25 protein-coding genes are annotated in these 22,326 nt (G+C 70.3%); 12 read left to right on the top strand and 13 right to left on the bottom strand.

The genetic code is table 11. The annotated features are described in order from the left end of the window. Positions 1–138: 138 nt before the first annotated feature. Positions 139–969, bottom strand: coding sequence for a dTDP-4-dehydrorhamnose reductase (gene rfbD / locus ACZ7CD_RS23040; protein WP_470379649.1), 831 nt, complete (start codon positions 967–969; stop codon positions 139–141). A 6-nt stretch (positions 970–975) separates the two neighbouring features. After that, a complete protein-coding gene (gene rfbB / locus ACZ7CD_RS23035; RefSeq protein ID WP_360394958.1) occupies positions 976–1,962 on the bottom strand; it encodes a dTDP-glucose 4,6-dehydratase in 987 nt (328 codons plus the stop codon). 128 nt (positions 1,963–2,090) lie between these two features. Here rfbB and ACZ7CD_RS23030 point away from each other — a divergent pair, with 128 nt between their 5' ends. From ACZ7CD_RS23030 to ACZ7CD_RS23020, 3 genes are all read left to right on the top strand, one after another. Further along, the gene (locus tag ACZ7CD_RS23030) at positions 2,091–3,638 is read left to right on the top strand and encodes an LCP family protein (RefSeq protein WP_470379648.1); all 1,548 of its coding nucleotides are present in this window, start codon (positions 2,091–2,093) and stop codon (positions 3,636–3,638) included. Between the two features lie 70 nt (positions 3,639–3,708). After that, positions 3,709–4,926: an LCP family protein gene (locus ACZ7CD_RS23025; RefSeq protein WP_458430307.1), complete on the top strand. Its 1,218-nt coding sequence runs from the start codon at positions 3,709–3,711 to the stop codon at positions 4,924–4,926. 10 nt (positions 4,927–4,936) lie between these two features. Continuing rightward, the gene (locus ACZ7CD_RS23020; RefSeq protein WP_470379647.1) at positions 4,937–5,632 is read left to right on the top strand and encodes a TIGR03089 family protein; all 696 of its coding nucleotides are present in this window, start codon (positions 4,937–4,939) and stop codon (positions 5,630–5,632) included. Here ACZ7CD_RS23020 and ACZ7CD_RS23015 read toward each other — a convergent pair. After that, positions 5,613–6,029, bottom strand: coding sequence for a DoxX family protein (locus ACZ7CD_RS23015; RefSeq protein WP_458430305.1), 417 nt, complete (start codon positions 6,027–6,029; stop codon positions 5,613–5,615). The genes ACZ7CD_RS23020 and ACZ7CD_RS23015 overlap by 20 nt on opposite strands. A gap of 97 nt (positions 6,030–6,126) precedes the next feature. After that, positions 6,127–6,864 (bottom strand): META domain-containing protein, encoded by a 738-nt coding sequence (locus ACZ7CD_RS23010; RefSeq protein WP_470379646.1) that lies wholly within the window; start codon positions 6,862–6,864, stop codon positions 6,127–6,129. A 104-nt stretch (positions 6,865–6,968) separates the two neighbouring features. Here ACZ7CD_RS23010 and ACZ7CD_RS23005 point away from each other — a divergent pair, with 104 nt between their 5' ends. The 6 genes from ACZ7CD_RS23005 (at position 6,969) to ACZ7CD_RS22980 (ending at position 10,746) form a co-directional block, all read left to right on the top strand. Continuing rightward, on the top strand, positions 6,969–7,295 hold the full coding sequence (locus tag ACZ7CD_RS23005; RefSeq protein WP_360394942.1) for an ArsR/SmtB family transcription factor: 327 nt from the start codon (positions 6,969–6,971) through the stop codon (positions 7,293–7,295). After that, positions 7,292–7,768, top strand: a complete 477-nt coding sequence (locus tag ACZ7CD_RS23000) for an SRPBCC family protein (protein WP_360394939.1) — start codon at positions 7,292–7,294, stop codon at positions 7,766–7,768. The genes ACZ7CD_RS23005 and ACZ7CD_RS23000 overlap by 4 nt, the downstream gene beginning before the upstream one ends. 23 nt (positions 7,769–7,791) lie before the next feature. Continuing rightward, positions 7,792–8,538, top strand: a complete 747-nt coding sequence (locus ACZ7CD_RS22995) for a GntR family transcriptional regulator (RefSeq protein ID WP_360394936.1) — start codon at positions 7,792–7,794, stop codon at positions 8,536–8,538. A gap of 70 nt (positions 8,539–8,608) precedes the next feature. Further along, entirely contained in the window at positions 8,609–9,199 is a 591-nt protein-coding gene (locus tag ACZ7CD_RS22990; RefSeq protein WP_470379645.1) for a hypothetical protein, read from the top strand. Between the two features lie 69 nt (positions 9,200–9,268). Continuing rightward, positions 9,269–9,622 carry a hypothetical protein gene (locus tag ACZ7CD_RS22985; RefSeq protein ID WP_458430300.1) on the top strand — a complete coding sequence of 118 codons (354 nt, stop codon included), beginning with the start codon at positions 9,269–9,271 and terminating at the stop codon, positions 9,620–9,622. 80 nt (positions 9,623–9,702) lie between these two features. Beyond that, a complete protein-coding gene (locus ACZ7CD_RS22980; protein WP_470379644.1) occupies positions 9,703–10,746 on the top strand; it encodes a GTP pyrophosphokinase in 1,044 nt (347 codons plus the stop codon). A 27-nt stretch (positions 10,747–10,773) separates the two neighbouring features. Here the strand turns inward: ACZ7CD_RS22980 and ACZ7CD_RS22975 are convergent, their stop codons facing one another. The 7 genes from ACZ7CD_RS22975 to ACZ7CD_RS22945 all read right to left on the bottom strand — a co-directional run bounded on the left by ACZ7CD_RS22975 (position 10,774) and on the right by ACZ7CD_RS22945 (position 16,847). Then, positions 10,774–11,937, bottom strand: coding sequence for an acyl-CoA dehydrogenase (locus ACZ7CD_RS22975; protein ID WP_470376381.1), 1,164 nt, complete (start codon positions 11,935–11,937; stop codon positions 10,774–10,776). Between the two features lie 78 nt (positions 11,938–12,015). Beyond that, positions 12,016–12,510: a 5-(carboxyamino)imidazole ribonucleotide mutase gene (gene purE / locus ACZ7CD_RS22970; RefSeq protein ID WP_470379643.1), complete on the bottom strand. Its 495-nt coding sequence runs from the start codon at positions 12,508–12,510 to the stop codon at positions 12,016–12,018. Further along, entirely contained in the window at positions 12,507–13,706 is a 1,200-nt protein-coding gene (locus tag ACZ7CD_RS22965) for a 5-(carboxyamino)imidazole ribonucleotide synthase (protein WP_470379642.1), read from the bottom strand. The genes purE and ACZ7CD_RS22965 overlap by 4 nt, the downstream gene beginning before the upstream one ends. 100 nt (positions 13,707–13,806) lie before the next feature. Beyond that, positions 13,807–14,727: a hypothetical protein gene (locus ACZ7CD_RS22960; protein WP_470379641.1), complete on the bottom strand. Its 921-nt coding sequence runs from the start codon at positions 14,725–14,727 to the stop codon at positions 13,807–13,809. After that, positions 14,724–15,518 carry an ABC transporter ATP-binding protein gene (locus ACZ7CD_RS22955; protein ID WP_360394914.1) on the bottom strand — a complete coding sequence of 265 codons (795 nt, stop codon included), beginning with the start codon at positions 15,516–15,518 and terminating at the stop codon, positions 14,724–14,726. Before ACZ7CD_RS22955 ends, ACZ7CD_RS22960 begins: the two co-directional genes overlap by 4 nt. Then, positions 15,515–15,895: a GntR family transcriptional regulator gene (locus tag ACZ7CD_RS22950; RefSeq protein WP_360394912.1), complete on the bottom strand. Its 381-nt coding sequence runs from the start codon at positions 15,893–15,895 to the stop codon at positions 15,515–15,517. Before ACZ7CD_RS22950 ends, ACZ7CD_RS22955 begins: the two co-directional genes overlap by 4 nt. Positions 15,896–16,079: 184 nt before the next feature. After that, a complete protein-coding gene (locus ACZ7CD_RS22945) occupies positions 16,080–16,847 on the bottom strand; it encodes a GGDEF domain-containing protein (protein WP_360394909.1) in 768 nt (255 codons plus the stop codon). A 139-nt stretch (positions 16,848–16,986) separates the two neighbouring features. Here ACZ7CD_RS22945 and ACZ7CD_RS22940 point away from each other — a divergent pair, with 139 nt between their 5' ends. The 3 genes from ACZ7CD_RS22940 (at position 16,987) to ACZ7CD_RS22930 (ending at position 20,364) form a co-directional block, all read left to right on the top strand. After that, complete coding sequence (locus tag ACZ7CD_RS22940) at positions 16,987–19,212, top strand: sigma-70 family RNA polymerase sigma factor (protein WP_360394906.1); 2,226 nt, start codon at positions 16,987–16,989, stop codon at positions 19,210–19,212. 89 nt (positions 19,213–19,301) lie between these two features. Continuing rightward, positions 19,302–19,901: a GtrA family protein gene (locus ACZ7CD_RS22935; RefSeq protein WP_360395657.1), complete on the top strand. Its 600-nt coding sequence runs from the start codon at positions 19,302–19,304 to the stop codon at positions 19,899–19,901. Continuing rightward, positions 19,831–20,364, top strand: coding sequence for a GtrA family protein (locus ACZ7CD_RS22930; protein WP_360394904.1), 534 nt, complete (start codon positions 19,831–19,833; stop codon positions 20,362–20,364). Before ACZ7CD_RS22935 ends, ACZ7CD_RS22930 begins: the two co-directional genes overlap by 71 nt. A 1-nt stretch (position 20,365) precedes the next feature. Here the strand turns inward: ACZ7CD_RS22930 and ACZ7CD_RS22925 are convergent, their stop codons facing one another. Together ACZ7CD_RS22925 and ACZ7CD_RS22920 are read right to left on the bottom strand one after the other, a co-directional pair. After that, on the bottom strand, positions 20,366–21,640 hold the full coding sequence (locus ACZ7CD_RS22925) for an ATP-binding protein (RefSeq protein ID WP_458430292.1): 1,275 nt from the start codon (positions 21,638–21,640) through the stop codon (positions 20,366–20,368). Further along, positions 21,640–22,314: a response regulator transcription factor gene (locus tag ACZ7CD_RS22920; RefSeq protein ID WP_360394899.1), complete on the bottom strand. Its 675-nt coding sequence runs from the start codon at positions 22,312–22,314 to the stop codon at positions 21,640–21,642. Before ACZ7CD_RS22920 ends, ACZ7CD_RS22925 begins: the two co-directional genes overlap by 1 nt. Positions 22,315–22,326 lie beyond the last annotated feature (12 nt).

The raw sequence follows: 22,326 nt of genomic DNA, 5'->3' as shown, positions 1-22,326 counted from the left end.
GGCAACGCAGCGCAGGAAGCGCTGCCTGTCGGAATCCGTTGTCGCGGGACGCTGGGGTTTGCGCCCGGAATCGACCATGCCGAACAGGCTCCCGCATCGCCCACGGCCAGACCAGACCGGTCACCCCAATGGACCAGCTCAGGCACGCGGAGCGACCACACCCGCCCGGAATGCAGCCGTTAGGGCGCTGCGCCAGTGCGGCAACGGGCGCAGTCCCGCTGCTGCCCACGCCGCACCCGACAGCACCGAGTAGGCGGGCCTGGGCGCCGGCCGCGGGAAGTCCGCGGTGGTGCACGGCGTGACGCGCGCGGGGTCGGCACCCAGTTCCTCGAAAACGGCCTGGGCGAGGCCGAACCACGTCGTCTCGCCGCCGCCGGCCGCGTGCAGCAAGCGCGTGGACGGCAGCACGGCCGCCAGTTCGAGGAGACCGGCGGCGAGGTCGTGCGACCACGTCGGCGCACCGCGTTGATCGTCCACAACGGACACCGACGGGCGCGAGGACTCCAGTGCCGCCATGGTCTTCACGAAGTTGGAGCCGTTCGCGCCGTACACCCACGAGGTGCGCACGACCCAGCCGCCCTCTTCGAGCACCCGGCGTTCGCCTTCGAGCTTCGTGCGGCCGTAGGCGCTCTTCGGGCCGACGTCGTCCGTGGGCTCGTACGGGCGCGTGCCGTCGCCGGGGAAGACGTAGTCCGTCGACACGTGGATCAACGGGGTGCCGACCGTGGCGCACGCGCGCGCCAGCAGACCGGGACCGACGGCGTTCACCGCGAACGCGCGGTCCTCGTCGGTCTCGGCCGCGTCGACCGCGGTGTAGGCGGCGCAGTTGATCACCGCCGAGTACCCGCGGACGTCGTCGGCGGTCACCGCGGTCACGTCGAGCTCCGCCGACGACGCCGCGTGGACGTCGGCGGAGAGCGCGGCGAGGTCGTGGCCGAGCTGACCACGACCTCCGGGAACGAGGATCACGCCGGCTCAGCCCTTCGCCAGCGCCGCGCGCTCCTTGAGCGGCTCCCACCACTCGCGGTGCGCGCGGTACCACTCGACGGTCTCCGCGAGACCGGTCGTGAAGTCGACCTGCGGCTTGTACCCCAGCTCCGCGGCGATCTTCGAGATGTCGACCGAGTAGCGCCGGTCGTGCCCCTTGCGGTCCTCCACCGGCTCGACGGACGACCAGTCACGGCCCGTGGCGGCGAGCAGGCGCTCGGTGAGCTCGCGGTTGGTGAGCTCGGTGCCGCCGCCGATGTTGTAGACCTCGCCCGGCCGGCCGCCCTCGGCGACGAGCTGGATGCCGCGGCAGTGGTCGTCGACGTGCAGCCAGTCGCGCACGTTGAGGCCGTCGCCGTACAGCGGCACCTTCTTGCCGTCGATGAGGTTGGTGACGAAGAGCGGGATCACCTTCTCCGGGAACTGGTACGGGCCGTAGTTGTTCGAACACCGGGTGATGCTGACCGGCAGCCCGTGGGTGCGGTGGAACGCCCGCGCGAGCAGGTCAGAGGAGGCCTTCGAGGCCGAGTACGGCGAGTTCGGCTCCAGCGCGTGCGCCTCGTCCCACGAACCCGATTCGATCGAGCCGTAGACCTCGTCGGTCGACACGTGCACGAACCGGCCCACGCCCGCGTTGAGCGCGGCCTGCAACAGGGTCTGCGTGCCGAGGACGTTCGTCAGCACGAAGTCCGCCGAGCCGGTGATGGAGCGGTCCACGTGCGATTCAGCGGCGAAGTGGACGACCACGTCGACGCCGCGCATCTGCTCGGCAACCACGACGGGGTCGCAGATGTCGCCGCGCACGAACTCGAACCGGCCGGCGACCGGGGCCAGGTTGGTCTCACTGCCCGCGTAGGTGAGCTTGTCGAGCACCACCACGTCGGCACCCGCGAAGGCCGGGTACGAGCCGCTCACCAACTCCCGCACGTAGTGCGAGCCGATGAACCCGGCCCCACCTGTCACCAGTACGCGCATGCTCATTTCCTCTCGTGGTGTTCCACCACTTGCAGTCTGTCATGGGGTCCATCGGTGCAACCCACAGCAATGTCACGTCGTTTGTCTTATAAACGACTAAACTCCGTGTGGTGGGGGAGGAACCAGCAGTGGAAGGCAGAGGTCTGCCGGTACGGGTCACGGTCACCCGCCCGTCGCCCGCTTTCCGCGCGTTCCTGGTCACGGGGCGCATCTTCGTCGCACTCGTCTCAGCGGGTGTGCTGCTCGTCACGTCGGTGGGCTGGGCGCAGTACAAGAGCGCCAACGACGGCATCACCAAGACGGACGTGATCGACCAGGAGATCGCGAAGGACGCCGGGCGCAAGCCGCTCGACGGCGCCGTCGACATCCTGCTGGTCGGCCTGGACAGCCGCACGGACGCGCAGGGCAACCCGCTGTCCCAGGAGGCGCTCGCCCTGCTCAACGGCGGCATCCCGGACGGCGAGCAGAACACCGACACCATGATCCTCGTGCACATCCCGGTGGACGGCACGCGTGCGGTGGCGATCTCGTTCCCGCGCGACGCCTACGTGGAGATGGCCGACGGGTTCGGCAAGCACAAGCTCAACTCGGCGTTCGCGCGCCAGCGCAACACCGTCGACCAGGAGCTGCGCAACAAGGGCGTCACCGACGAGAAGCTGATCCGCGACGAGTCGATGGCCGCCGGCCGCAAGACGTTGATCAAGACCATCGAGGGCATGACCGGCGGCTCGGTGCGCATCGACCGGTACGCCGAGGTCAACCTCGCGAGCTTCTACGAGGTCACGAAGGCCATCGGCGGCGTCGAGGTGTGCCTGAGGGAACCGACCAGCGACCGCGACTCCGGCGCCGACTTCGCGGCGGGCCCGCAGCTCATCGAGGGCCGCTCAGCGCTGTCGTTCGTGCGGCAGCGCCAGAACCTGCCCGGCGGGGACCTGGACCGGATCGTGCGCCAGCAGGTGTTCATCGGGGCGCTCGCGAAGAAGGTCCTCTCGACTGGCACGCTGACCGACTCGGGCAAGCTCTCCGCGCTCATCGCCGCCATCCAGAAGTCCGTGATCCTCAGCGACGGCTGGGACATCACCACGTTCGCCGAGCAGATGCAGGGCCTGGTGGGCGGCAACATCGAGTTCCGCACGATCCCGGTCGGCGACCCGATGGACACCTACGGTGATGGCAACGTGCTGCCGGTGAACCCGGCCCAGGTGAAGAAGTTCATCACCGGCCTGGCCGGCGACAAGCCGTCGAGCACCCCGCCGACGCCCACGACCACGCTGCCCGCGCCGCCGAACTCCGCGATCACCGTGCAGGTGTACAACGCGACCAACAGGCAGGGTCTCGCGGGCGAGGTGCTGAACGCGTTGGTCGCCAAGGGCTTCGCCCGCGGGCAGGCGCTCTCGGGGCCGGCCAGCGACTCCACCGTCGTGTACTACGCGGCCGGCGAGGAGGGGGCGGCGCGCAAGGTCGCCGCCGAGCTCGGGCCGAACGTGACCGTCGCCGAGGAGAAGTCGGTCCGAAGAGGACAGGTGCAGGTGCACGTCGGCACCGACTACGTGACTTCGAACGGTGACGAGGGGGACGGCGAGGACGTCGAGGCGCAGAACGCCTCCGGCACCCCGTCGACCGCGACGAGCAGCACACCTCCGATCACCGCGGGTGGTCTCGTCTGCGTCAACTGACCGGAAATCCCTGCGGTACCGGTTCTCGGCGGTTACGCTGTGCATTCGAAACCCGTACTGGAAGGAACCCGTGTTGAGCGCTGCATCGCGCGCCAGGAAGGCGTTCCTGGTCACCGGACGCACGGTGGTCGCGTTGGTCGCGGTGGCAACACTGGTGTTCTCCGGGTACTTCTGGACGGCACTGCGGCTGGTCAAGCAGAACACCAACACCACGCAGATCCTCGAGGTGCTGGAGGACGTCCCGAACTCGCCGCCGGTCGAGGACGGCGCCGTCGACATCCTGCTCGTGGGCAGCGACAGCCGCACGGACGCGCAGGGCCGGCCGTTGCCCGCGGACGTGCTGCGCAAGCTGCGCACCGAGAGCACCGACGGCGTGAACACCGACACCGTCATCGTGCTGCGGGTACCGCGCAACGGCGGCAAGGCGAGCGCGATCTCGATTCCCCGTGACACGTACGTGCCGATCGCCGGCTACCGCGAGGACAAGATCAACTCGGCGTACGGCGCGGTGAAGTACCTGACGGCGGAACGGTTGCAGGCCGAGGGCGTGAGCGACCAGGCCGAGCGCGAGCGCCGGTCGGACGAGGCAGGGCGCAAGGCGCTGGTGCAGGCCGTGCAGGAGCTGACCGGCATGCGCGTCGACCACTACGCCGAGATCAACCTCTACGGCTTCTACCTGCTGACCGAGGTCATCGGCGGCGTCCGGGTGTGCCTGAAGGCCGGCACGTCGGACCCCAACTCCGGTGCGAACTTCCGCGCGGGCGAGCAGACGGTCTCCGGCGGTGACGCGCTGTCGTTCGTGCGGCAGCGGAACATGCCCGGCGGTGACCTGGGCCGCATCGCGCGCCAGCAGGTGTTCATGTCGCAGGCGATGAAGCAGCTGCTGTCCGCGGGCACGTTCACCGACCCGGCCAAGCTGAACGGCCTGCTCGACGCCGTCTCGAAGTCCGTGGTCGTGGACCAGAAGCTCGACATCGCGACGCTGGCGACGCAGGCGCAGGGCCTCGCGACGGGCAACGTGGAGTTCGCCACGATCCCGGTCACGAACATCGACTTCCGCAACGAGCGCGGCCAGAGCGTCGTGGCGGTGGACCGCGAGGCCGTGAAGGCGTGGGTGCGCCAGCTGATCGGTGAGACGACGGCACCGGTGCCGTCGACGACCTCCGCCGCCCCCACCGGGTCCACCACCCCGAGCACGCCGTCGCGGTTCGGCGGTGAGAGGCTGCTGTCGCTGGACGGCGCCCGTGCCGTGGCAGCGCGGCAACCGTCTGTGCCCTGCGTCGACTAGGAGTGCGCCCGTGAGCGTGACCGAGATCCTCTTCACGCCGCTGCTGAAGGCCGACTCCGGCCGTCCGCTGATCACGCACTACGACGACGCGGCGGGCACCAGGGTCGAGCTGTCCCGCGCGACGGTGGCGAACTGGGCGGCGAAGACGGCGAACTGGCTGCGCGACGAGCACGACGTCGAGCCGGGCGACCGGGTGGCGGTGCTGCTGCCCGCGCACTGGCAGACCACGGGCGTGCTGCTGGGCGCCTGGTGGTGCGGGGCGCACGTGGTGATGAGCGCGGACGCCGCGGACGTGAAGGTGGCCGTGGTGCCGCCGGGTGGTTCCGCCGAGGCCGACGTGGTGGCCGTGGCCTCGTTGCACCCCATGGGCCTGGGCTCGGGCGCGCCGGTCGACTACAACGACGACGTGCGCGTGCACGGCGACGACTTCACGCCGTGGGACGCGGTCGCAGGCTCCGCCCCGGCGCTCGGTGAGTCCACTGTGGACGAGCTGGTGGCGCGGGCGCGCGAGCTCGGCAAGGCGCTGGGCGACCAGCCGCGCGTGCTGTCCACTCTGGAGTGGAACTCGCCTTCCGATGTGCTGGAAGGGTTTCTCGCCGTGCTCGCGGCCGGTGGCTCGCTGGTGCAGGTGACGAACCCCGACGCGGGCCAGTTGGCCGCGCGCCGGGACGTCGAGAGGGTCAGCGTCACGCTGCCGCGGGGTTGAGCACCCTGTTGTTCTTGAACAGCACGCGGTCCAGCGCGTAGGCGCCGCCGTTGAAGCCGAGCGCGAGCGCCGCCGCACCCAGGGCGACCACGAGCTCGGCACCGCCCTCGCCGATGAGGCCGTTGGGCAGGTGGACGATCAGCCACGCGCCGAGCATGTTGAGCGCCAGCAGGACCCCGACGACCGGCAGCGCAACACCGGCGATGAGCGCGACGCCACCGACGAGCTCGACGATCGCGGCGAACCACGCCGACAGGGTGGGCGCCGGCACCCCCATCTTCTCGAAGCTCGCGGCGGTGCCGTCCAGCCCGTACTGGGTGAACTTCTGCCAGCCGTGCGCGATGAAGACGGTGCCGATGCCGATGCGGCCGATCAGCGCGGTGACGTCCTTGACCATGGTTGGTGCTCCCCGATCCTGTCGTTCAGCTGTTCAACTTCGAACCAAAACTAGTGCAGGTTTGAACAACCTCACGATTTCGACAGGATTCCAACAGCTACTTCTTAAGTTGGATGCCGTCACCCTGCGTGTTCGTCAGGGAGAGCGAGCTGCGCTCGACCTCGTAGTTGACCTCCCCCTGCAACGCCCCCACCACGGCCTTCTCGACCAGCGCCTCGTCCGGGCCGCACGCCTTGTCGGTGTGCACGAGCCCCTCGAACGTGATGGCCCTCCCGTCCACCCGGTAGGACGCCGAACCTGAGTTGCAGCCGGTGAACACCTCGACCCGGCCGTTCTCGAACTTGAGCGTGGCCGGCACCGCCCCCGGCACCGACGAGGCGGCGTCAGCGGAGACGAGCGTGTCGACCCGCCACTCCCCGCCTTCGAGCCGGGCCGGCGCCTCCGGTGCGAGCACGATCTCGCCGCCCGCGCCGGTGACCACCAGGTTCTCGTCCTGGAGCCGCCAGTCCGGTGTGGCGCCGAGCAGCTTCGACAACCACTCGTCCTGCTCGTGCAGCTCGGGCTTCGGGCACCCCATCGCCGTGCTGGAGAGGTCGGCGACCTCCATCTCACCCCCGCCGAGGTCCACCGGGCCCTGCATCATGTTGCACCCCGCCCGCGCGACCAACCGCCCGTCGTCGGTGAACCGCAGCTCCACCGACGTGCCCTCGACGAGCTGCCGGTCGCTGACCGACGTCGACACGAACACCTTGCCGCGCAACGAGTCCGCACTCCCCGCCACCCCACCGCACCCGGCGACCGCGAGCAGGACGACGACAACCGGCACAAGTCTCATGCCCCCAGGACGGAACGGAGTGCAGGCGCGGTTGCCCTTGACATCCGGACGACGATCTGGCGTACTTAACCCAGAGGTTAGATAACCAATCGGTTAGGTACGAGATGGACCAGCTGAGCGCCACCTTCGCCGCACTGGCGGACCCGACGCGCCGCGCGATCCTCGCGCGGCTCACCGAGGGCCCCGCGACGGTGAAGGAGCTCTCCGAGCCGTTCGACATCAGCGGCCCGGCGATCTCCAAGCACCTGCGCGTGCTGGAGAAGGCAGGCCTGATCACCCGCGGCAGGGAGGCCCAGTGGCGCCCCTGCCAGCTCGACGCGACACCGTTGCAGGAGGTCGCCGTGTGGGCCGAGAACTACCGCCGCTTCTGGGACGCGAGCTACGCCCGCCTGGACGCGCTGTTGACCGAGATGAAGGAGAACGAGGAATGACCACCACCTACGGCACCGCCGTCACCACCCCGACCGCCAGCACCATCACCATGACCCGCTCGTTCGACGCGCCGGCCGCGCTGGTGTGGAAGGCCTTCACCACCCCCGCGCTGGTCCGCCAGTGGCTCCTCGGCCCCGACGGCTGGGAGATGCCGATCTGCGAGATCGACCTGGCCGTCGGCGGCAGGTGGCGCTACGGCTGGGCCCAGCCCGACGGCTCCGAGGCGTTCGAGATCCACGGCTCGTACGTGGAGCTGGAGCCGCACACCCGGATCGTGCACACCGAGCAGTTCGAGGACAACCCGCCGGCGACCGTGACCACGACGTTCACCGAGGAGGACGGGCGGACGACGATGGTGTCGACGATGGAGCTGGGGTCGCAGGAGGCGCGGGACGCGGTGCTGGCGACGGGGATGGCGGACGGGGCCGGACGCAGCTACGAGCGCCTGTCCGAGCTGCTGCCGACGTTCTGACGGCAGGCGGGTAACTTGGCCGCATGGCCGAGAACGGACGGGTCGGATATCGCGACATCGCCGACGAGCTGCGGCAGCGCATCGACTCGGGCGAGCTGGCACCCGGCAGCCGAGTTCCCGGCGAGAACGAGCTGATCACCCGCTTCGGCGTGGCGCAGGCGACCGCCCGGCGCGCGCTGGACGAGCTGAAGAACGAGGGCCTGATCGTCGCGCGCCGCGGCGCCGGAACCTTCGTGCGCGAGTTCAAGCCGATCAGGCGGACGTCGCCTGATCGGCTTCGCAACTGGAGTTCCGGTCTGTCCATTTGGAAGGCAGACGTGGGTACCCGGCAACGCACCGAGAACATCACGGTCGACGTCGAGACGCCGCCGGATCCGATCGCCAAGGCACTCGACCTCGACGACGGCGCCCGTGTCGTGGTCCGGCGGCGCCGCTACCTGGTGGACGGCAAGCCGGTCCAGCTCGCCACCTCCTTCTACCCCTTGGCCCTCGTCGCGGGTTCGGCGATCACCGAGATCAACACTGGCGCCGGCGGCACGTACGCGCGGCTGACGGAACTGGGTCACGAACCGACCCGGTTCCTGGAAGAACTCCGGACCCGCATGCCCCGCGAGTCCGAACGGGACGCCTTGGAACTCGCCCAAGGCACTCCGGTCATCCTGATCGCGCGCACCGCTTTCACCTCGGACAACCGGCCGGTCGAGGTCAACGAGATGACTCTCGACTCCGCCGCCTACGTCGTGGCCTACAACTTCACCTCTTCGGGCTGACGAATACACTTGTGGTTCTGCACAGAACTACGGTTCACTCTCGCCACTGAGTTCTGCACAGAGGTGGACGATGATTGCGCCCTACATAACCGCTTGGAGCGAGGAACACGACCTCCCGTGCGTGCTGGTGGACCGCCCCGACCACCGCCTCGGCTACGCGACCGAACTCCTCACCGACCGCGACCGGCACGGCGTCCTGTGGACCCAGACCGTTTCGCGCCGTGGTGACGGCCGCCCCGAGTTCGCCCGCGTCCACCCGCAGCGGCAACGGCGGGCGATGGAACGGTTGCTGTGCCAGGTGTGCGGCAACCCCGCCGACCAGGACGAGACCGGCGTCCTCTGGCTGCTGCGCGACTTCCGCGGCGACTGGCCGAACTGGCCGGAGGGCATGGCGTCGACGGAACCACCGGTGTGCCGCCCGTGCGTCCCGCTCTCCCGCCGCCTGTGCCCGTCCCTGCGCAAGGGCGTCGTGGCCGTGCGCGTCCGCCACAACCCGATCGCCGGCGTGCGCGGCTCGTTGTACCGCCCCGGCACCCTCGCCCCGGTCGCCGTCCGCGCCGGTGACTTCGCCTACGACGACCCCTTCGTGCACCGCGTGCTGGCCTCCGCACTGATCCGCGAACTGCGCGGCTGCACGGTCGCCGCCGATGTCGCTGGGTAGCTTCCGCAGCACCCGACCGTGACCTCGATTCCCCCTGTCGTGGCAGGTCAGGCGCGTTACGTTCGCCGCATGGGCCGTTTCCTCGTAGCGCTCGCCCTCTCGGCGAGCACCGCACTGTTGACTCCCCACGCCGACGCCGAGCCGTCAGGTCACTGGCAGGTCGAGCCGTGCCCCGCCGGTCAGAAGGCGCTCTGGCTGCCGCGCGTGGACACGGTCGGCACGGACCTCAGCTGCACAACGGAGGACGCCCGCAACGCGGCGGTGCAGGAGGCGGCGGGGAGCAACGACGCGGTGCGGTTGATGAACATCGTCATCGCGCTCGCGCAGCAGGAGTCGGACAAGTCGGTGACGGCGGACGCGGAGTGCGTGGTGGGGGCGAAGGCGGCGATCGGTGACGCACTGGGGACGTGCGTGCCTGCTTGATGCCACGTGACGTGGCTTGTAATGGTCGTCGGGTGGCTCCCGATCAACAGCGTGCACCACCGCCGAGATCAGGAGCCGCAGTGACGTCGCCGAACTGGAAGGCCGAGTACGCCGAGGTCCGCTCGAAGTACGAGGCGTATGAGAAGAAATTGCGCGAGCTCGTGTGCGAGATCCTCGATCACGCCGGCATCGACGTCTTCCAGGTCGAGGGCCGGGTGAAGACGCTCGACAGTTTCGACGAGAAGATCCGACGGAAGTCCGGCAAGTACGACAACCCGCTCACCGACATGACGGACCTGGTCGGTGTGCGGATCATCGCTCACTACGTCGAGGACGTGGACCGGATCGTCGAGCTCCTGGGCAAGGAGTTCGAGGTTCGCGAAGAGCACTCGATGAACAAGCAGGACGAACTGGCGCCCGACCAGTTCGGTTACACGTCGAATCATCTGGTCGTGCGAATCGGGAGTCGGAGCGAACGGTTGGAGTGGGCGAAGTACGCCGACATTTCCGTCGAGTTCCAGGTCAGAACGATGTCGCAGCACGCCTGGGCCGCGATGCACCACAAGCTCGGCTACAAGCGCGAGGCTGACGTGCCGGTGCCGTTGCAACGGAAGTTGTTCCGGCTGAGCGCGTTGTTCGAGTTGGCGGATGAGCAGTTCTCCACCATCAAGGACGCCATCGACACACTGTCCGGCGAGTACTCCGACAGCGTGAGGCACGGCATCCTCGACATGAACGTCGACGCGCAGTCCATCGAAGCCTACTTGCGCAACAGCACCAAGGTATCGACGATCATCGAAGTGGCGAGAAAACTAAGAATCACCTACTGGGAGAGCAATCTCAGCGTGCTGGTGGCGATCGCCGGGGCGCTCGACGCGAGGACCATCGGGGAGTTCGACGGGTTGCTGCCAGACGGGAGCTCAGCGCACCGGGTGCTCACCGCGTTTTTGTCGGTGTTCGGCCCTCGGTCAGAAGGCCGCGCGATCGAAGTCAGCCTGGGAAGCATCATCGCAACCTTCAACGGTCTGACAGAAGAACAGTTCACGCGAATCTTCCCCGACAGCGACAGCACAGGCTGGAGGATGTTCGAGGTAATCCACAAGAGGCTGCGGAGCCAGGAGTGAGGTTCTGGCTCCGCAACACCCGACGACCTAGCCGTTCAGAACCGCCCGCGACATCACAACGCGCTGGATCTGGTTCGTGCCCTCATAAATCTGCGTGATCTTCGCGTCCCGCATCATCCGCTCCACGGGGAAGTCCCGCGTGTACCCCGCCCCACCGAACAGCTGCACGGCATCGGTGGTCACCTCCATGGCCACGTCGGACGCGAAGCACTTGGCCGCAGCGGTGATGAACCCGATGTTCGGCTCACCACGCTCAGCCTTCGCAGCGGCGACGTACACCATGTGCCGCGCGGCCTCGATCTTCATCGCCATGTCCGCGAGCATGAACTGCACGCCCTGGAAGTCCGAAATGGACTTCCCGAACTGCTTGCGGTCCTTGACGTACGCGACCGCGGCCTCCAGGGCACCCTGCGCGATGCCCACGGCCTGCGCGCCGATCGTCGGACGCGTGTGGTCCAGGGTGCGGAGAGCCGTCTTCAGGCCGGTACCCGGCTCACCGATGATCCGGTCGGCAGGGATCGTGCAGTTCTCGAAGTAGATCTCCCGGGTCGGCGAGCCCTTGATGCCGAGCTTGCGCTCCTTGGGGCCGACGGAGAACCCGGGGTCGTCCTTGTGCACCACGAAAGCCGAGATACCGGCGGACTTCTTGGCCGCCTGCGGGTCCGTCACCGCCATGACCGTGTACCAGGTGGACTCGCCGGCGTTGGTGATCCAGCACTTGGTGCCGTTGAGCACCCAGTGGTCACCGTCCAGCAGCGCACGCGTGCGCATCGAGGCGGTGTCCGAGCCGGCCTCGCGCTCCGACAGGGCGTAGGAAGCCATCGCCTCGCCGGAGGCGATGGACGGCATGACGAGCTGCTTGAGCTCCTCCGAGGCCGACAGGAGGATCGGCATGGTGCCGAGCTTGTTCACCGCCGGGATCAGCGAGGAGGACGCGCAGACGCGGGCCACCTCCTCGATCACGATGCAGGTGGCGACGGAGTCGGCGCCCTGGCCGTCGTAGGACTCGGGGACGTGGACGGCGGCGAAGCCGGCCTTAACCAGGGCGTTGTGGGCCTCCACCGGGAAGCGCTCGTTCTCGTCGACCTCGGCCGCGTACGGCTTGATCTCCTTCTCGGCGAGCGAGCGGACGGCCTCTCGCAGCGCCTCGTGCTCCTCGGCGAGCTGGTAGGTGCCGAAGCTCGGGTTCACCTTGTTACCTCCCGGTAGCGAGTACTCGGCACGATGTTAGCGCCCGTTCACACCGGGCGCTGCTGTGCCGTTGAGCACTCAGAGGGACTTCTGCAGAGCCGCGTCCTTGTCTAGTACGAGCTGCTCGAGTTCTGCCTGGAAGCGGGCCATGCGCTCCTGCAACGCCACATCGGACGAAGCCAGCATCCGCACGGCCAGCAGGCCCGCGTTGCGCGCTCCACCCACCGAGACGGTGGCCACCGGGACGCCTGCGGGCATCTGCACGATCGAGAGCAGCGAGTCCATACCGTCGAGGTACTTCAGGGGCACCGGGACGCCGATGACCGGCAGCACCGTGGCGGAGGCGACCATGCCGGGCAGGTGGGCGGCGCCGCCCGCGCCGGCGATGATCACCCGCAGACCGCGCGACGCCGCGGAGGACGCGTAGTCGAGCATGCGCTGCGGGGTGCGGTGGGCGGAGACGACGCTCACCTCGAACGGCACGTCGAACTCGGCCAGTGCCTCGGTGGCGGCCTTCATCACCGGCCAGTCCGAGTCGCTGCCCATGATCACGCCAACCTGAACCGCACTCACTGCGCGCTCCGCTTCTCTTCGCCGTGGATGTCGTAGCCGTCCGACCAGACGCCGGTGGACAGCCAGTCCGCAGCCAGCCGTGCGCGCGTGCGGACCGTCGTCATGTCGTTGCCGAGGAACGTCACGTGGCCGACCTTGCGGCCCGGTCGTTCCTCCTTGCCGTAGAGGTGCACGTGCGCGTCCGGGAAGCGCGCGAACAGGTGGTGCACGCGCTCGTCCGGGCCCATGGCGGGCGGTTCGGTGGCGCCCAGCACGTTCGCCATCACCACGGCCGGGGCCATCAGGTCGGTGCGGCCGAGGGGGTAGTCGAGGACCGCGCGCAGGTGCTGTTCGAACTGGGAGGTGCGGGCGCCCTCGATGGACCAGTGGCCGGAGTTGTGGGGGCGCATGGCGAGCTCGTTCACGACGACGCCGGAGGCGGTCTCGAACAGCTCCACGGCCAGCACGCCCACGACACCCAGCGCGTCGGCGACCTTCAGGGCCAGCTCCTGGGCCTCGTCACCGTCCAGCGCGGGGGCGGGGGCGAGGACCTCGACGCAGATGCCGTCGGACTGCACGGTCTCGACGACCGGCCACGCGGCACCCTGGCCGAACGGCGAGCGCGCCACCACGGCGGCCAGCTCGCGGCGCATCGGCACGCACTGCTCGACCATCAGCGGTGTCCCGGCCTCCAGCAGCTCGGGCACGACCCGTTCGGCACCCGACGGGGTGTTCAGCATCCACACGCCACGGCCGTCGTAGCCGCCGCGGACCGCCTTCAGCACGCACGGCCAGCCGTGTTCGGCACCGAACCGCAGCACGTCGCGGACGTCGTTCACCTCGGTGAACGGCGGCACCGGCAGGCCCAGCTCCGCCAGCCGCACCCGCATCTTCAGCTTGTCCTGCGCGTACTGCAGCGCGTCCGGGCCGGGGTGCACCTTCACGCCCTCGGCGACGAGCGCGCGCAGGTGGTCGCCGGGCACGTGCTCGTGGTCGAACGTGACCACCTCGCAGCCCTTCGCGAACGAGCGCAGCGCGTCGAGGTCGGTGTGCGTGCCGAGGACCACGTCGCGCGCCACGAGGGCGGCGGGGTCGTTCTCCGAGACGGCGAGCACGCGCAGCGACTGTCCGAGCGGGATCGCGGCCTGGTGGGCCATGCGGGCGAGCTGCCCGCCGCCGATCATTCCGACGACGGGGAGACGGGTACGGGAGTCCACGGTTCAGGCAGCCTACCTGCACGTTCCGCAACCGCCGAACGGTGCCTGCTGAACGGCCACACCCCCAGTGGAGCCGTTCAGCAGGCGAGCGGGGAGCGGCCTACCCCTGCGCCGGGGCGGGGGCGGCCGGAGCCGTCGAGACGTCACGGCGATGCGAACGCGAGGGTCGCCAGCCGCCGCCGTTGCGCAGCAAGCGGAACGTCAGCCACAACGCCGCCGCGGCCAGTGCCGCGCAGATGCCGAACTCGATCCAGCGGAAGACGTCGATGCGGTCCGCCGGCTGGTAGTCGGTGTAGGTGCCGATGGCGGAGCCGGTGCGGCGCATGCAGCCGTTGGGGACCAGGCCCGCGCACTGGTCGGGCACGGGCACCGGTTCCAGGTCGCGGCCGACGAAGCCGTCGCCGATCTTCAACGCGTCGTTCGGCACCGCCGGGTTCTGGTCCCAGCGCGCGATCGAGCGGTGCACCGGCAGGTAGCGGTCGCGGGCCACCACGGCGAGCACGGTCCGGACGACGGTGTAGCAGACGAGGGTCGCGGCCATGGCGGTGAGCGTGTGCCGGGTCAGCAGACCGGCCAGGACGCCGATGGCGAGGCCCAGCAGCGCGTACCCGACCTGCACCACCCAGTTCGCCTCGAACATCGACCACGACCGGTCCTCGCTGCCGCCCAGGCCGTCGCCGACACCGACCAGCGCGGCGAGCACCGCGGCGAGCAGGCCGAGCACGACCAGCTTGCCGCGCAACCACCGCGCGGGCGTGACGTCCTGGCCCCAGGCCACGAAGTAGGTGCGTTCCTCCAGCTCGCGGGCCAGCAGCGGGGCGCCCCAGAACGCCCCGACGACAGCGCCGAACCCGAGCTGCACCACCAGGCCGTAGAACGCGGCCAGCGTCATCGTCACCTGGAAGTGCCGCAGCTCCGCCGACACGAGCCCGTACGCCGCGAACAGGGCGAGGGCCGAGGTCGTGGTGATGGCCCAGCGGTGCTGGCGCCACGTCAGCCAGATCATCGTCTCCGCGTTCACGCCGCACGCTCCAGGTGTGCCACGACGAGCTCCTCCAGCGTCACGTACCGGGCGGTCCACGGCTCGTCCACCCGGGCACCGCCGGAGCGCACCAGGAACGTCGACTGCGCCTGACCGTGCCTGGCCAGCACCACCGGTCCCTCCACCGGTGGCTGCGAGGCGTGCGGGCCGGTGTAGAGGACGTGCTCCTCCAGCAGCTCGTCGGTGTCGCCGTCGACGAGCACGCGGCCGTCGTGCATCAGCAGCAACCGGTCGGCGACGCCACCGATCTCGGCGACGACGTGCGTCGAGAAGACGAGCGTCATGCCGTTGTCGGAGACCTCGGTCAGCAACGCGCTCATGACCCTGCGGCGCGCCAACGGGTCCAGTTCGGACAGTGGTTCGTCCAGCAGCAGCACGTCCGGGCGTGCGCCCAACGCCAGCGCCAGCGTCACGTGGGTGCGCTGGCCGCCGGAGAGGTCGCCCATCTGCAACCGTCGCGGCACCTTGAACCTGGTCAGCCACGCGTCGGCGAGGTCGTTGTGCCACACCGCGTTCATCCGCCGGCCGAACTGCAGGACGTCCGCCACCTTGAAGTTGCGGTAGATCGGCTTGTGCTGCGGCACGTACGCGACGCGGCCCGCGACCGCCGTGTGCCCCGACTCCGGGGGCAGGTGCCCGGCCAGCACGTTCAGCAGCGTCGACTTGCCGGAACCGTTGGCGCCGACCACGGCGGTGACGCTGCCCGGCGGCAGCTCGAAGGAGACGCCACGGATGGCCCACTTCGAGACTTCGGCCGCGACCACGCTCATTGCGCTCCCCTGCTCAGCACCTCGCGCAGCAGCGCGTAGATGTCCTCGTCCTCCAACCCGGCGGCGCGTGCCCCCGCGACCCAGCCGGCGAGCGTGACCCGCAGCGGGTCCAGGTCCTCGGGGGCGGCGGACCCCAGGGACGCCTTGACGAAGGTGCCGGAGCCCTGGCGGGCCTCGACGAGACCGGCGAGCTCCAGCTCGCGGTAGGCCTTCAGCACGGTGTTCGCGTTCACCCCGCTGCGCGCGACGACGTCGCGGACCGTCGGCAACCGGTCGCCCGGCTGCAACCAGCCGAGCCTCATGGCCTCCCTGACCTGCTGCCCCAGCTGGAGGTACGCCGGAAGGCCACTGCCGCGGTCGACGTGGAACTCGACCACACACGCTCCCCAGATTGTGCTACTGAACTAAGACAATAGAACACTTCTCGCGCCGTTGTGAAGTGCACGCGGGGAGCTTTCGTACTCCAGGAGCGCACGCGGGGGCCCCGCGTTCCCCAGAAGGGAACGTGGGGCCCCCGCGTGACGGTGGGGAACGGGGAGCGCGCGGGCGCGGGACAGGGGGTCAGCGTCCGAGCGACGTGAGGAGGGCGCAGGCCTGGGAGTGGGTGTCGGGGAGGCGTTCGGTCCACACCTTCGCGGGACCGGCCGGGCTGACGTGCGGGTCGTCGGCGAGCCGGTCCGCGCTGAGGACGCGCAGGTTGGAAACGCGGCGCGCGAGGGTCTCGTCGCGGCGGGCCAGCACCGCGGCCACGCTCGGGCCGAGGGTCGCCAGGGTCTCGCCGCCGTCGAAGACCGTGCGCAGGGCGTCGGAGGCCAGCGTCATCGCGACCACGCGGGACCAGCCCGTGGCGCGGTGCGTGTCGAGGCGCAGCAGCACCAGCGCGTAGTCGAGCGGCACGACCGGCGTCTCGCGGTACACCTCGCCCAGCCGCGTCCGCAGGTAGGCGGTGGTGGCCAGCCCGGTCAGCGGGTCCTCGGCCGCGCAGTCGCCCGCCTGCCTCGTCACCACGTCCGCCCACCCCAGCGCCGTCGTGCGCACCATCCGCGACGGGAGCGCGTCGACGTCCGGCGACACGACGTGCGACTCGTCGGTCAGCACGGCGTGCAGCGCCGCCAGGTCGAGCAGCGTCTCGCCGAGACCGGCACCCGCCTCGGCACGAGCCCGGCCGAGCCGCACGAGCGCGTCGGAGGGGTCGGTGCCCTCCGACACCGCCGCGCACACCTCGTCGACCTCGGCGAGCGGCCAGTCTGCGGGGAACGCCCAGCCCGCGGCCATCGTGGCGGTCCGCCATCTGGCCTTCAGCAGGCGTTCCGCTTGTGCGACTCCCACCCGGTCCGTCTCCCTTCTCCGTGGATTCCAGGTGGGAGACGCGCCCGTGCCCGGCTCGTGACGCAACCCTCGCGGGGGATTGAGATGACTCTTCCGCGGGCCGTAGGTCACACTGGGCGCGCGAGGAGGGGAAAGAATCTTGGCGACCGTTCCTGCAGACGTCCAGGGCCCGAGCGACGCGGAACTCATCGAGTCCGTGCGCGGAGGGACCATCGACGCCTACGGCCAGTTGTACGAACGGCACGTCTCGGCGGCCTACAACCTCGCCCGCCAGTTGGCCCGCTCGCAGGCCGAGGCGGACGACCTGGTGTCGGAGGCCTTCGCGAAGGTGCTCGACACGCTGCGCGCCGGCCGCGGCCCCGACTCGGCGTTCCGCGCGTACCTGCTGACCGCGCTGCGGCACACCGCCTACGACAAGACCCGCCGCGACAAGAAGGTCGACCTCACCGAGGACATGACCGACGTCGCGCCGCCCGTGGCGTTCAGCGACACCGCGGTCGCCGGTCTGGAACGGTCGCTCGCAGCGCGCGCGTTCGCCGCGTTGCCCGAGCGTTGGCAGACAGTGCTCTGGCACACCGAGATCGAGGGCCAGTCGCCCGCCGAGGTCGGCCCGCTGCTCGGGTTGACGGCCAACGGCGTGTCCGCGCTCGCCTACCGCGCCCGCGAGGGCCTCAAGCAGCAGTACCTGCAGATGCACCTGGCCGAGACCGACGCCGAGCGCTGCAAGGCGACCGTCGACCGGCTCGGCGCGTGGACCCGCGCCGGTCTGTCCAGGCGCGAGGCGACGCAGGTCGAGGCGCACCTCGACGAGTGCTACCGGTGCCGTTCGCTGGCCGCGGAGCTCGCCGACGTCAACGGCGCGCTGCGCGGGTTCGTCGCCCCGCTGGTGCTGGGCGCGGGTGCCGCCACCTACCTCACGGTCGCGGGCGCGACCAAGGTCGCCGTCGGTGCCGGTGCCGCTGCGGGTGGCGCGGGCGCGGCCGGTGCCGCGCTGCCCCGCCAGCTGCTCACCGTCGGTGGTTCCGCCGTCGCGGTGGTGGCCGCCGTCGCGATCGCGCTCGCCTCCGGTGGCGGCGAGCAGGCGCCCGCGCGGGTGCAGGCCGAAGCGCCGCCCGCGCAGACGATCGTCCAGCCTCCGCCCCCGCCCGCGGTCCAGGTGCCGACGCCCGTCCCGCCACCTCCGCCGCCGGCACCGGTCCCGACTCAGGAGCCGGCGCCCGAAGCGCCGGTCCCCGCCCCGCCGCCGCAGGCGCCACCGGCCGAGGAGCCCGCTCCGCCGCCGCCCGCCGTGCTGACCCCGACCGTCCCGACCGGGTTCACGCTCACGCCCGGCGAGGAGGCCAAGGACCTGCCGATCACCGTCCGCAACACCGGCGGCACCGCGGCACCGCCCGCGAGCATGGTGCTCACGCTGCCACCGGGCGTGCTGTCGACCGGCGGGCCCTCGTCGTTCGCCGCGCGCCTGCTGCAACCGGACGGCGCCGCCGACCAGACCGTGAACTGCCCGGCCGGCAGCGGCGTGATCACCTGCACGACCCCGCAGGGCATCGCCCCCGGCGGGCAGGCGACGTTCCTCTTCCGGCTGCGCGCCACGCCCGAGGCGGTGACCGGCGTCATCACCGGCGCCGTCAGCGCGGGCACGGCGATCAGCGTGAACGTCAGCGTCGGCGTCGAGGTGCCGCCGGTCAACGACGACATCGAGCTCACCGCCTCGACGTGGCACCAGGTGTTCTGGGACCCGCGGGTCGACGTCCAGGTGCGCAACCGCGGACCGCGGCCGGGCACGCTGAAGCTGGAGCTGTCCGCGTCGTCCGACGTCGTGGTGTTCACGCCGTACCGCGACTGCACGCGCACGGACAGGAACGTCCTCCGCTGCGTCGCGGACCTCGAACAGGGCGCGAAGTTCCGGATGTCCGCGTGGGCGTTCGGGCTGCCGCACCGGGGCGGGTCGATCACCGTGACCGCCACCCTGGGCAACGCGACGAAGTCGGTGACCGTGCCGGTGAAGGGGCGGCCGAACCACTGGCCGGTCGACCCGGTGGAGCCACCGGCCCCGGCCCCCGTGCCGACGACCGAGCCGGCGAAGCCGACCGAACCCACGAAGCCGGGCCGGACGACCGAGCCGACGAAGCCGTCCACGCCGGTCGAACCGGCCGAGCCGACCACCCCGACGGTGCCGCAGGTCCCGGTGCCGACCCTGCCGCTGCCGTCCACACCGCCGTCGACCACGGTGCCGGTGCCGCCCACGACCACTCCGCCCACGACGCCACCGCCCACGTCGGAGCCGTGCGAGCCGCCGCCGGTGTGGCGGCTGCCGCTGATCCCGGACCTCCTGCCGTGGCCGTGCCGGACGCCTGAACACTGATTTCCGGACATTCCAGACCAATCCGGACGTTGCGGAAAGTAACACCCCGGGGCGATGGCCGTTACCTTGATCCGTAAGCTGGCGCGGTGCTGCCGATCGCTCGCAAGGTCCTGAGCTGGTTCCCCGAACCTCTCCGGTTCCTCATCAACAAGCACCGTGAGCTGATCCGGTTCGCCGTCGTCGGCGGCACGACGTTCCTCATCGACAACGGCGTCTGGTACGCGCTGAAGCTGACGATCCTGACCGACAAGGTCGTCACGGCCAAGGTCATCGGCGTGCTGGTGGCGATCATCGCCTCGTACGTGCTGTCGCGCGAGTGGTCGTTCCACACCCGCGGCGGCCGCGAGCGCCACCACGAGGCGGCGCTGTTCTTCCTGGTCAGCGGCCTGGGCGTGGCGATCAACATCCTGCCGCTGTGGCTGTCGCGGCACCTGTTCGGCCTGCAGGCGCCAGCCGTGCCGGCACTGACCGAGGAGATCGCCGACTTCGTGTCCGGCTCGATCATCGGCATGCTGCTCGCGACCGGGTTCAAGTTCTGGGCCATGCGCCGGTGGGTGTTCCCGGACGCCGGTGCCCGGCCTGACCGGCGAGTTCACCCGATCTCCGTAGACTCGTCTCGTGTCACTATCCGAAACAGTGGTCTCCCGGTTTCCGGAACCGATCCGGTCGATCGCGCTGAAGCATCGTGAACTGGTCAAGTTCGCCCTGGTCGGGGGCACCTGCTTCATCATCGACACGGTGCTGTTCTTCGGCATCAAGACCCTGGTGCTCCCATCGCACCCCGTGACGGCGAAGATCATCGCGACCCTGGTCGCCACGATCGTGTCGTACGTCCTGAACCGCGAGTGGTCCTTCCGCACCCGAGGCGGCCGTGAACGGCACCACGAGGCCGCGTTGTTCTTCCTGGTCAACGGGATCGGCATCGTGCTGAACTCGGCGCCGCTGTGGGTGTCGCGCTACCTGTTCGACCTCCAGGAGCCGCACGTCACGCGGGTGACGGAGGAGCTGGCGGACTTCCTCAGCGCGCAGATCGTCGGCACGCTGGTCGCGATGGCGTTCCGCTGGTACGGGTACAAGAAGTGGGTGTTCCCCGAGGAGAACGCCCGCAACCAGCGCCCCCTCGACGACGAGCAGGCGCTCGGCCACTCCTGAGCTACCGGGGCGTGCTCGGCGCCTTCCAGGGGATGCCGACCACGTCCTTGGCCTTCGGGACCGGCAGGAACACCGCGAACGTCGCGGGCCGTGCCGTCGACAGCTCCAGCCGCCCGCCGTCCGCGTCGACGAGCGCGCGGGCCAGCGCCAGGCCCACGCCCGTGGAGCCACCGCCGGACACGCCACGCTCGAAGATGTGCGCGGCCAGCTCATCCGGCACACCGGCGCCGCCGTCGGACACCTCGACCACGACCGTGCCCTCCTCCCCTCGCGCGGAGACGACGACGGAACCCTCGCCGTGGCGCAGGGCGTTGTCGAGCAGCACGCCGATGGCCTCGCGCAGACGGGCGGGCGTGGCGCGCGCGAGCAGGCCATCGGGCACACGGACGCGCAACGCACGGCCCTGGCTCTTGACCTGTTCACGCCATTCCTCGGCGATGGCGGTCAGGGCGGGGCGCATCTCCAGCGGTTCCGCATCCACGGCACGGGCGGCGCGGGCGGCGGCGAGGAGCTCGTCGAGGACGGCGGCCAGGCGTTCGGCCTGTTCGAGGGCGGCACGGGCCTCGGCGGCCGTGTCGGGTTCCGGGTGCTCGGCAAGGGCCTCCAGGCGCAGCTGCAGTGCCGTCAGGCGGCTGCGGAGCTGGTGGGAGACGTCACCGACGAGCTCACGTTCGCGTTGGACGAGGCGGGCGAGGGCGGTGGCGGAGGTGTCGAGGGCCTCGGAGACGGCGTCGAGCTCGGGGATGCCGAAGCGCTGGCCGTCCTCGCGGAAGTCGCCGGCACCGAGGCGGGACGCACGGGTCGCGACGTAGATGAGGGGCCGCGACAACGTCTGCGCCGTCACCAGCGCGACGACCGTGCCGGTGCCGACGGAGAGCGCGAGCAGCAGCAGCACCAGGCCCGCCACCTGGTACTGCGTGGTGTGCATGGGACCGGAGGGGATCTCCAGCCGCACGGTGCCCTGCTGGGCGATCGTCAGCTCGACGGTCAGCGGGTCGGCACCGGGCGACGGACCCGTCACGGTCGTCGCGCCCCCGGACACCACGGTGAGGCGGCCACCGGTGGGAACGGCGAACTTCACGGCCTCGACGTCCAGGACCTGCCGGCCGGCGATCTGGTCGTCGAGCTTGGTCGCGATGCTCTGGGCGCGTTCGGTGAGGTCACCGCGGGCGCTGTCCTCGACGAGCGTCAGCGCCGAGTAACCCAGCGGGAGGCCGAGCACGAACCCGGTGACGGCGACGGCGAGCAGGATCGCCCGCAGGATCCGGCGGCGCATCAGTCGGCGTTGAAGCGGAAACCGCGGCCGCGCACGGTCGCGATGCGCTTCTCCGCGGAGTTCGGGGTGCCGTCGCCGAGCTTCCGCCGCAGCCACGACATGTGCATGTCGAGCGTCTTGCTGCCCTTGAGGTCCGGGTCGTTCCAGACCTCGGAGAGGATCTCGTCGCGGCTCACGACCTGACCAGCGCGCTGGATCAGCACCTTGAGCAGCTCGAACTCCTTGTTCGCCAGCTGGACCTCCCCGCCGTCGACGGTCACCCTGCGCGCGGCCAGGTCGACCCGCACGCCGTTGACCTCCAGCGTGCCGGGCGCGCGGCGGCGCAGCAGGGCGCGGATGCGGGCCATCAGCTCCGCCAAGCGGAACGGCTTGGCCACGTAGTCGTCCGCGCCCGCGTCCAGGCCGACCACGAAGTCGACCTCGTCGGCACGGGCCGTGAGCATCAGCACCGGGATGCCCCTGCCGTTCTGCCGGAGTCTGCGGCACACCTCCAACCCGTCCATGCCGGGCAGTCCCAGGTCGAGCACCAGGAGGTCGATGCCCCCGGTGATCGCGGCGTCGAAGGCGCTCGGCCCGTCCCCGACGACCTGCACCGAATAGCCCTCCCGCGTCAACGCGCGGGAGAGCGGTTCCGCGATGGCCGGGTCGTCCTCGGCCAGCAACACCACGCTCACGGCAATCAGACT

Source organism: Lentzea sp. NPDC036949 (assembly GCF_055608075.1).
This window is presented reverse-complemented; position numbering and strand designations above follow the sequence as displayed.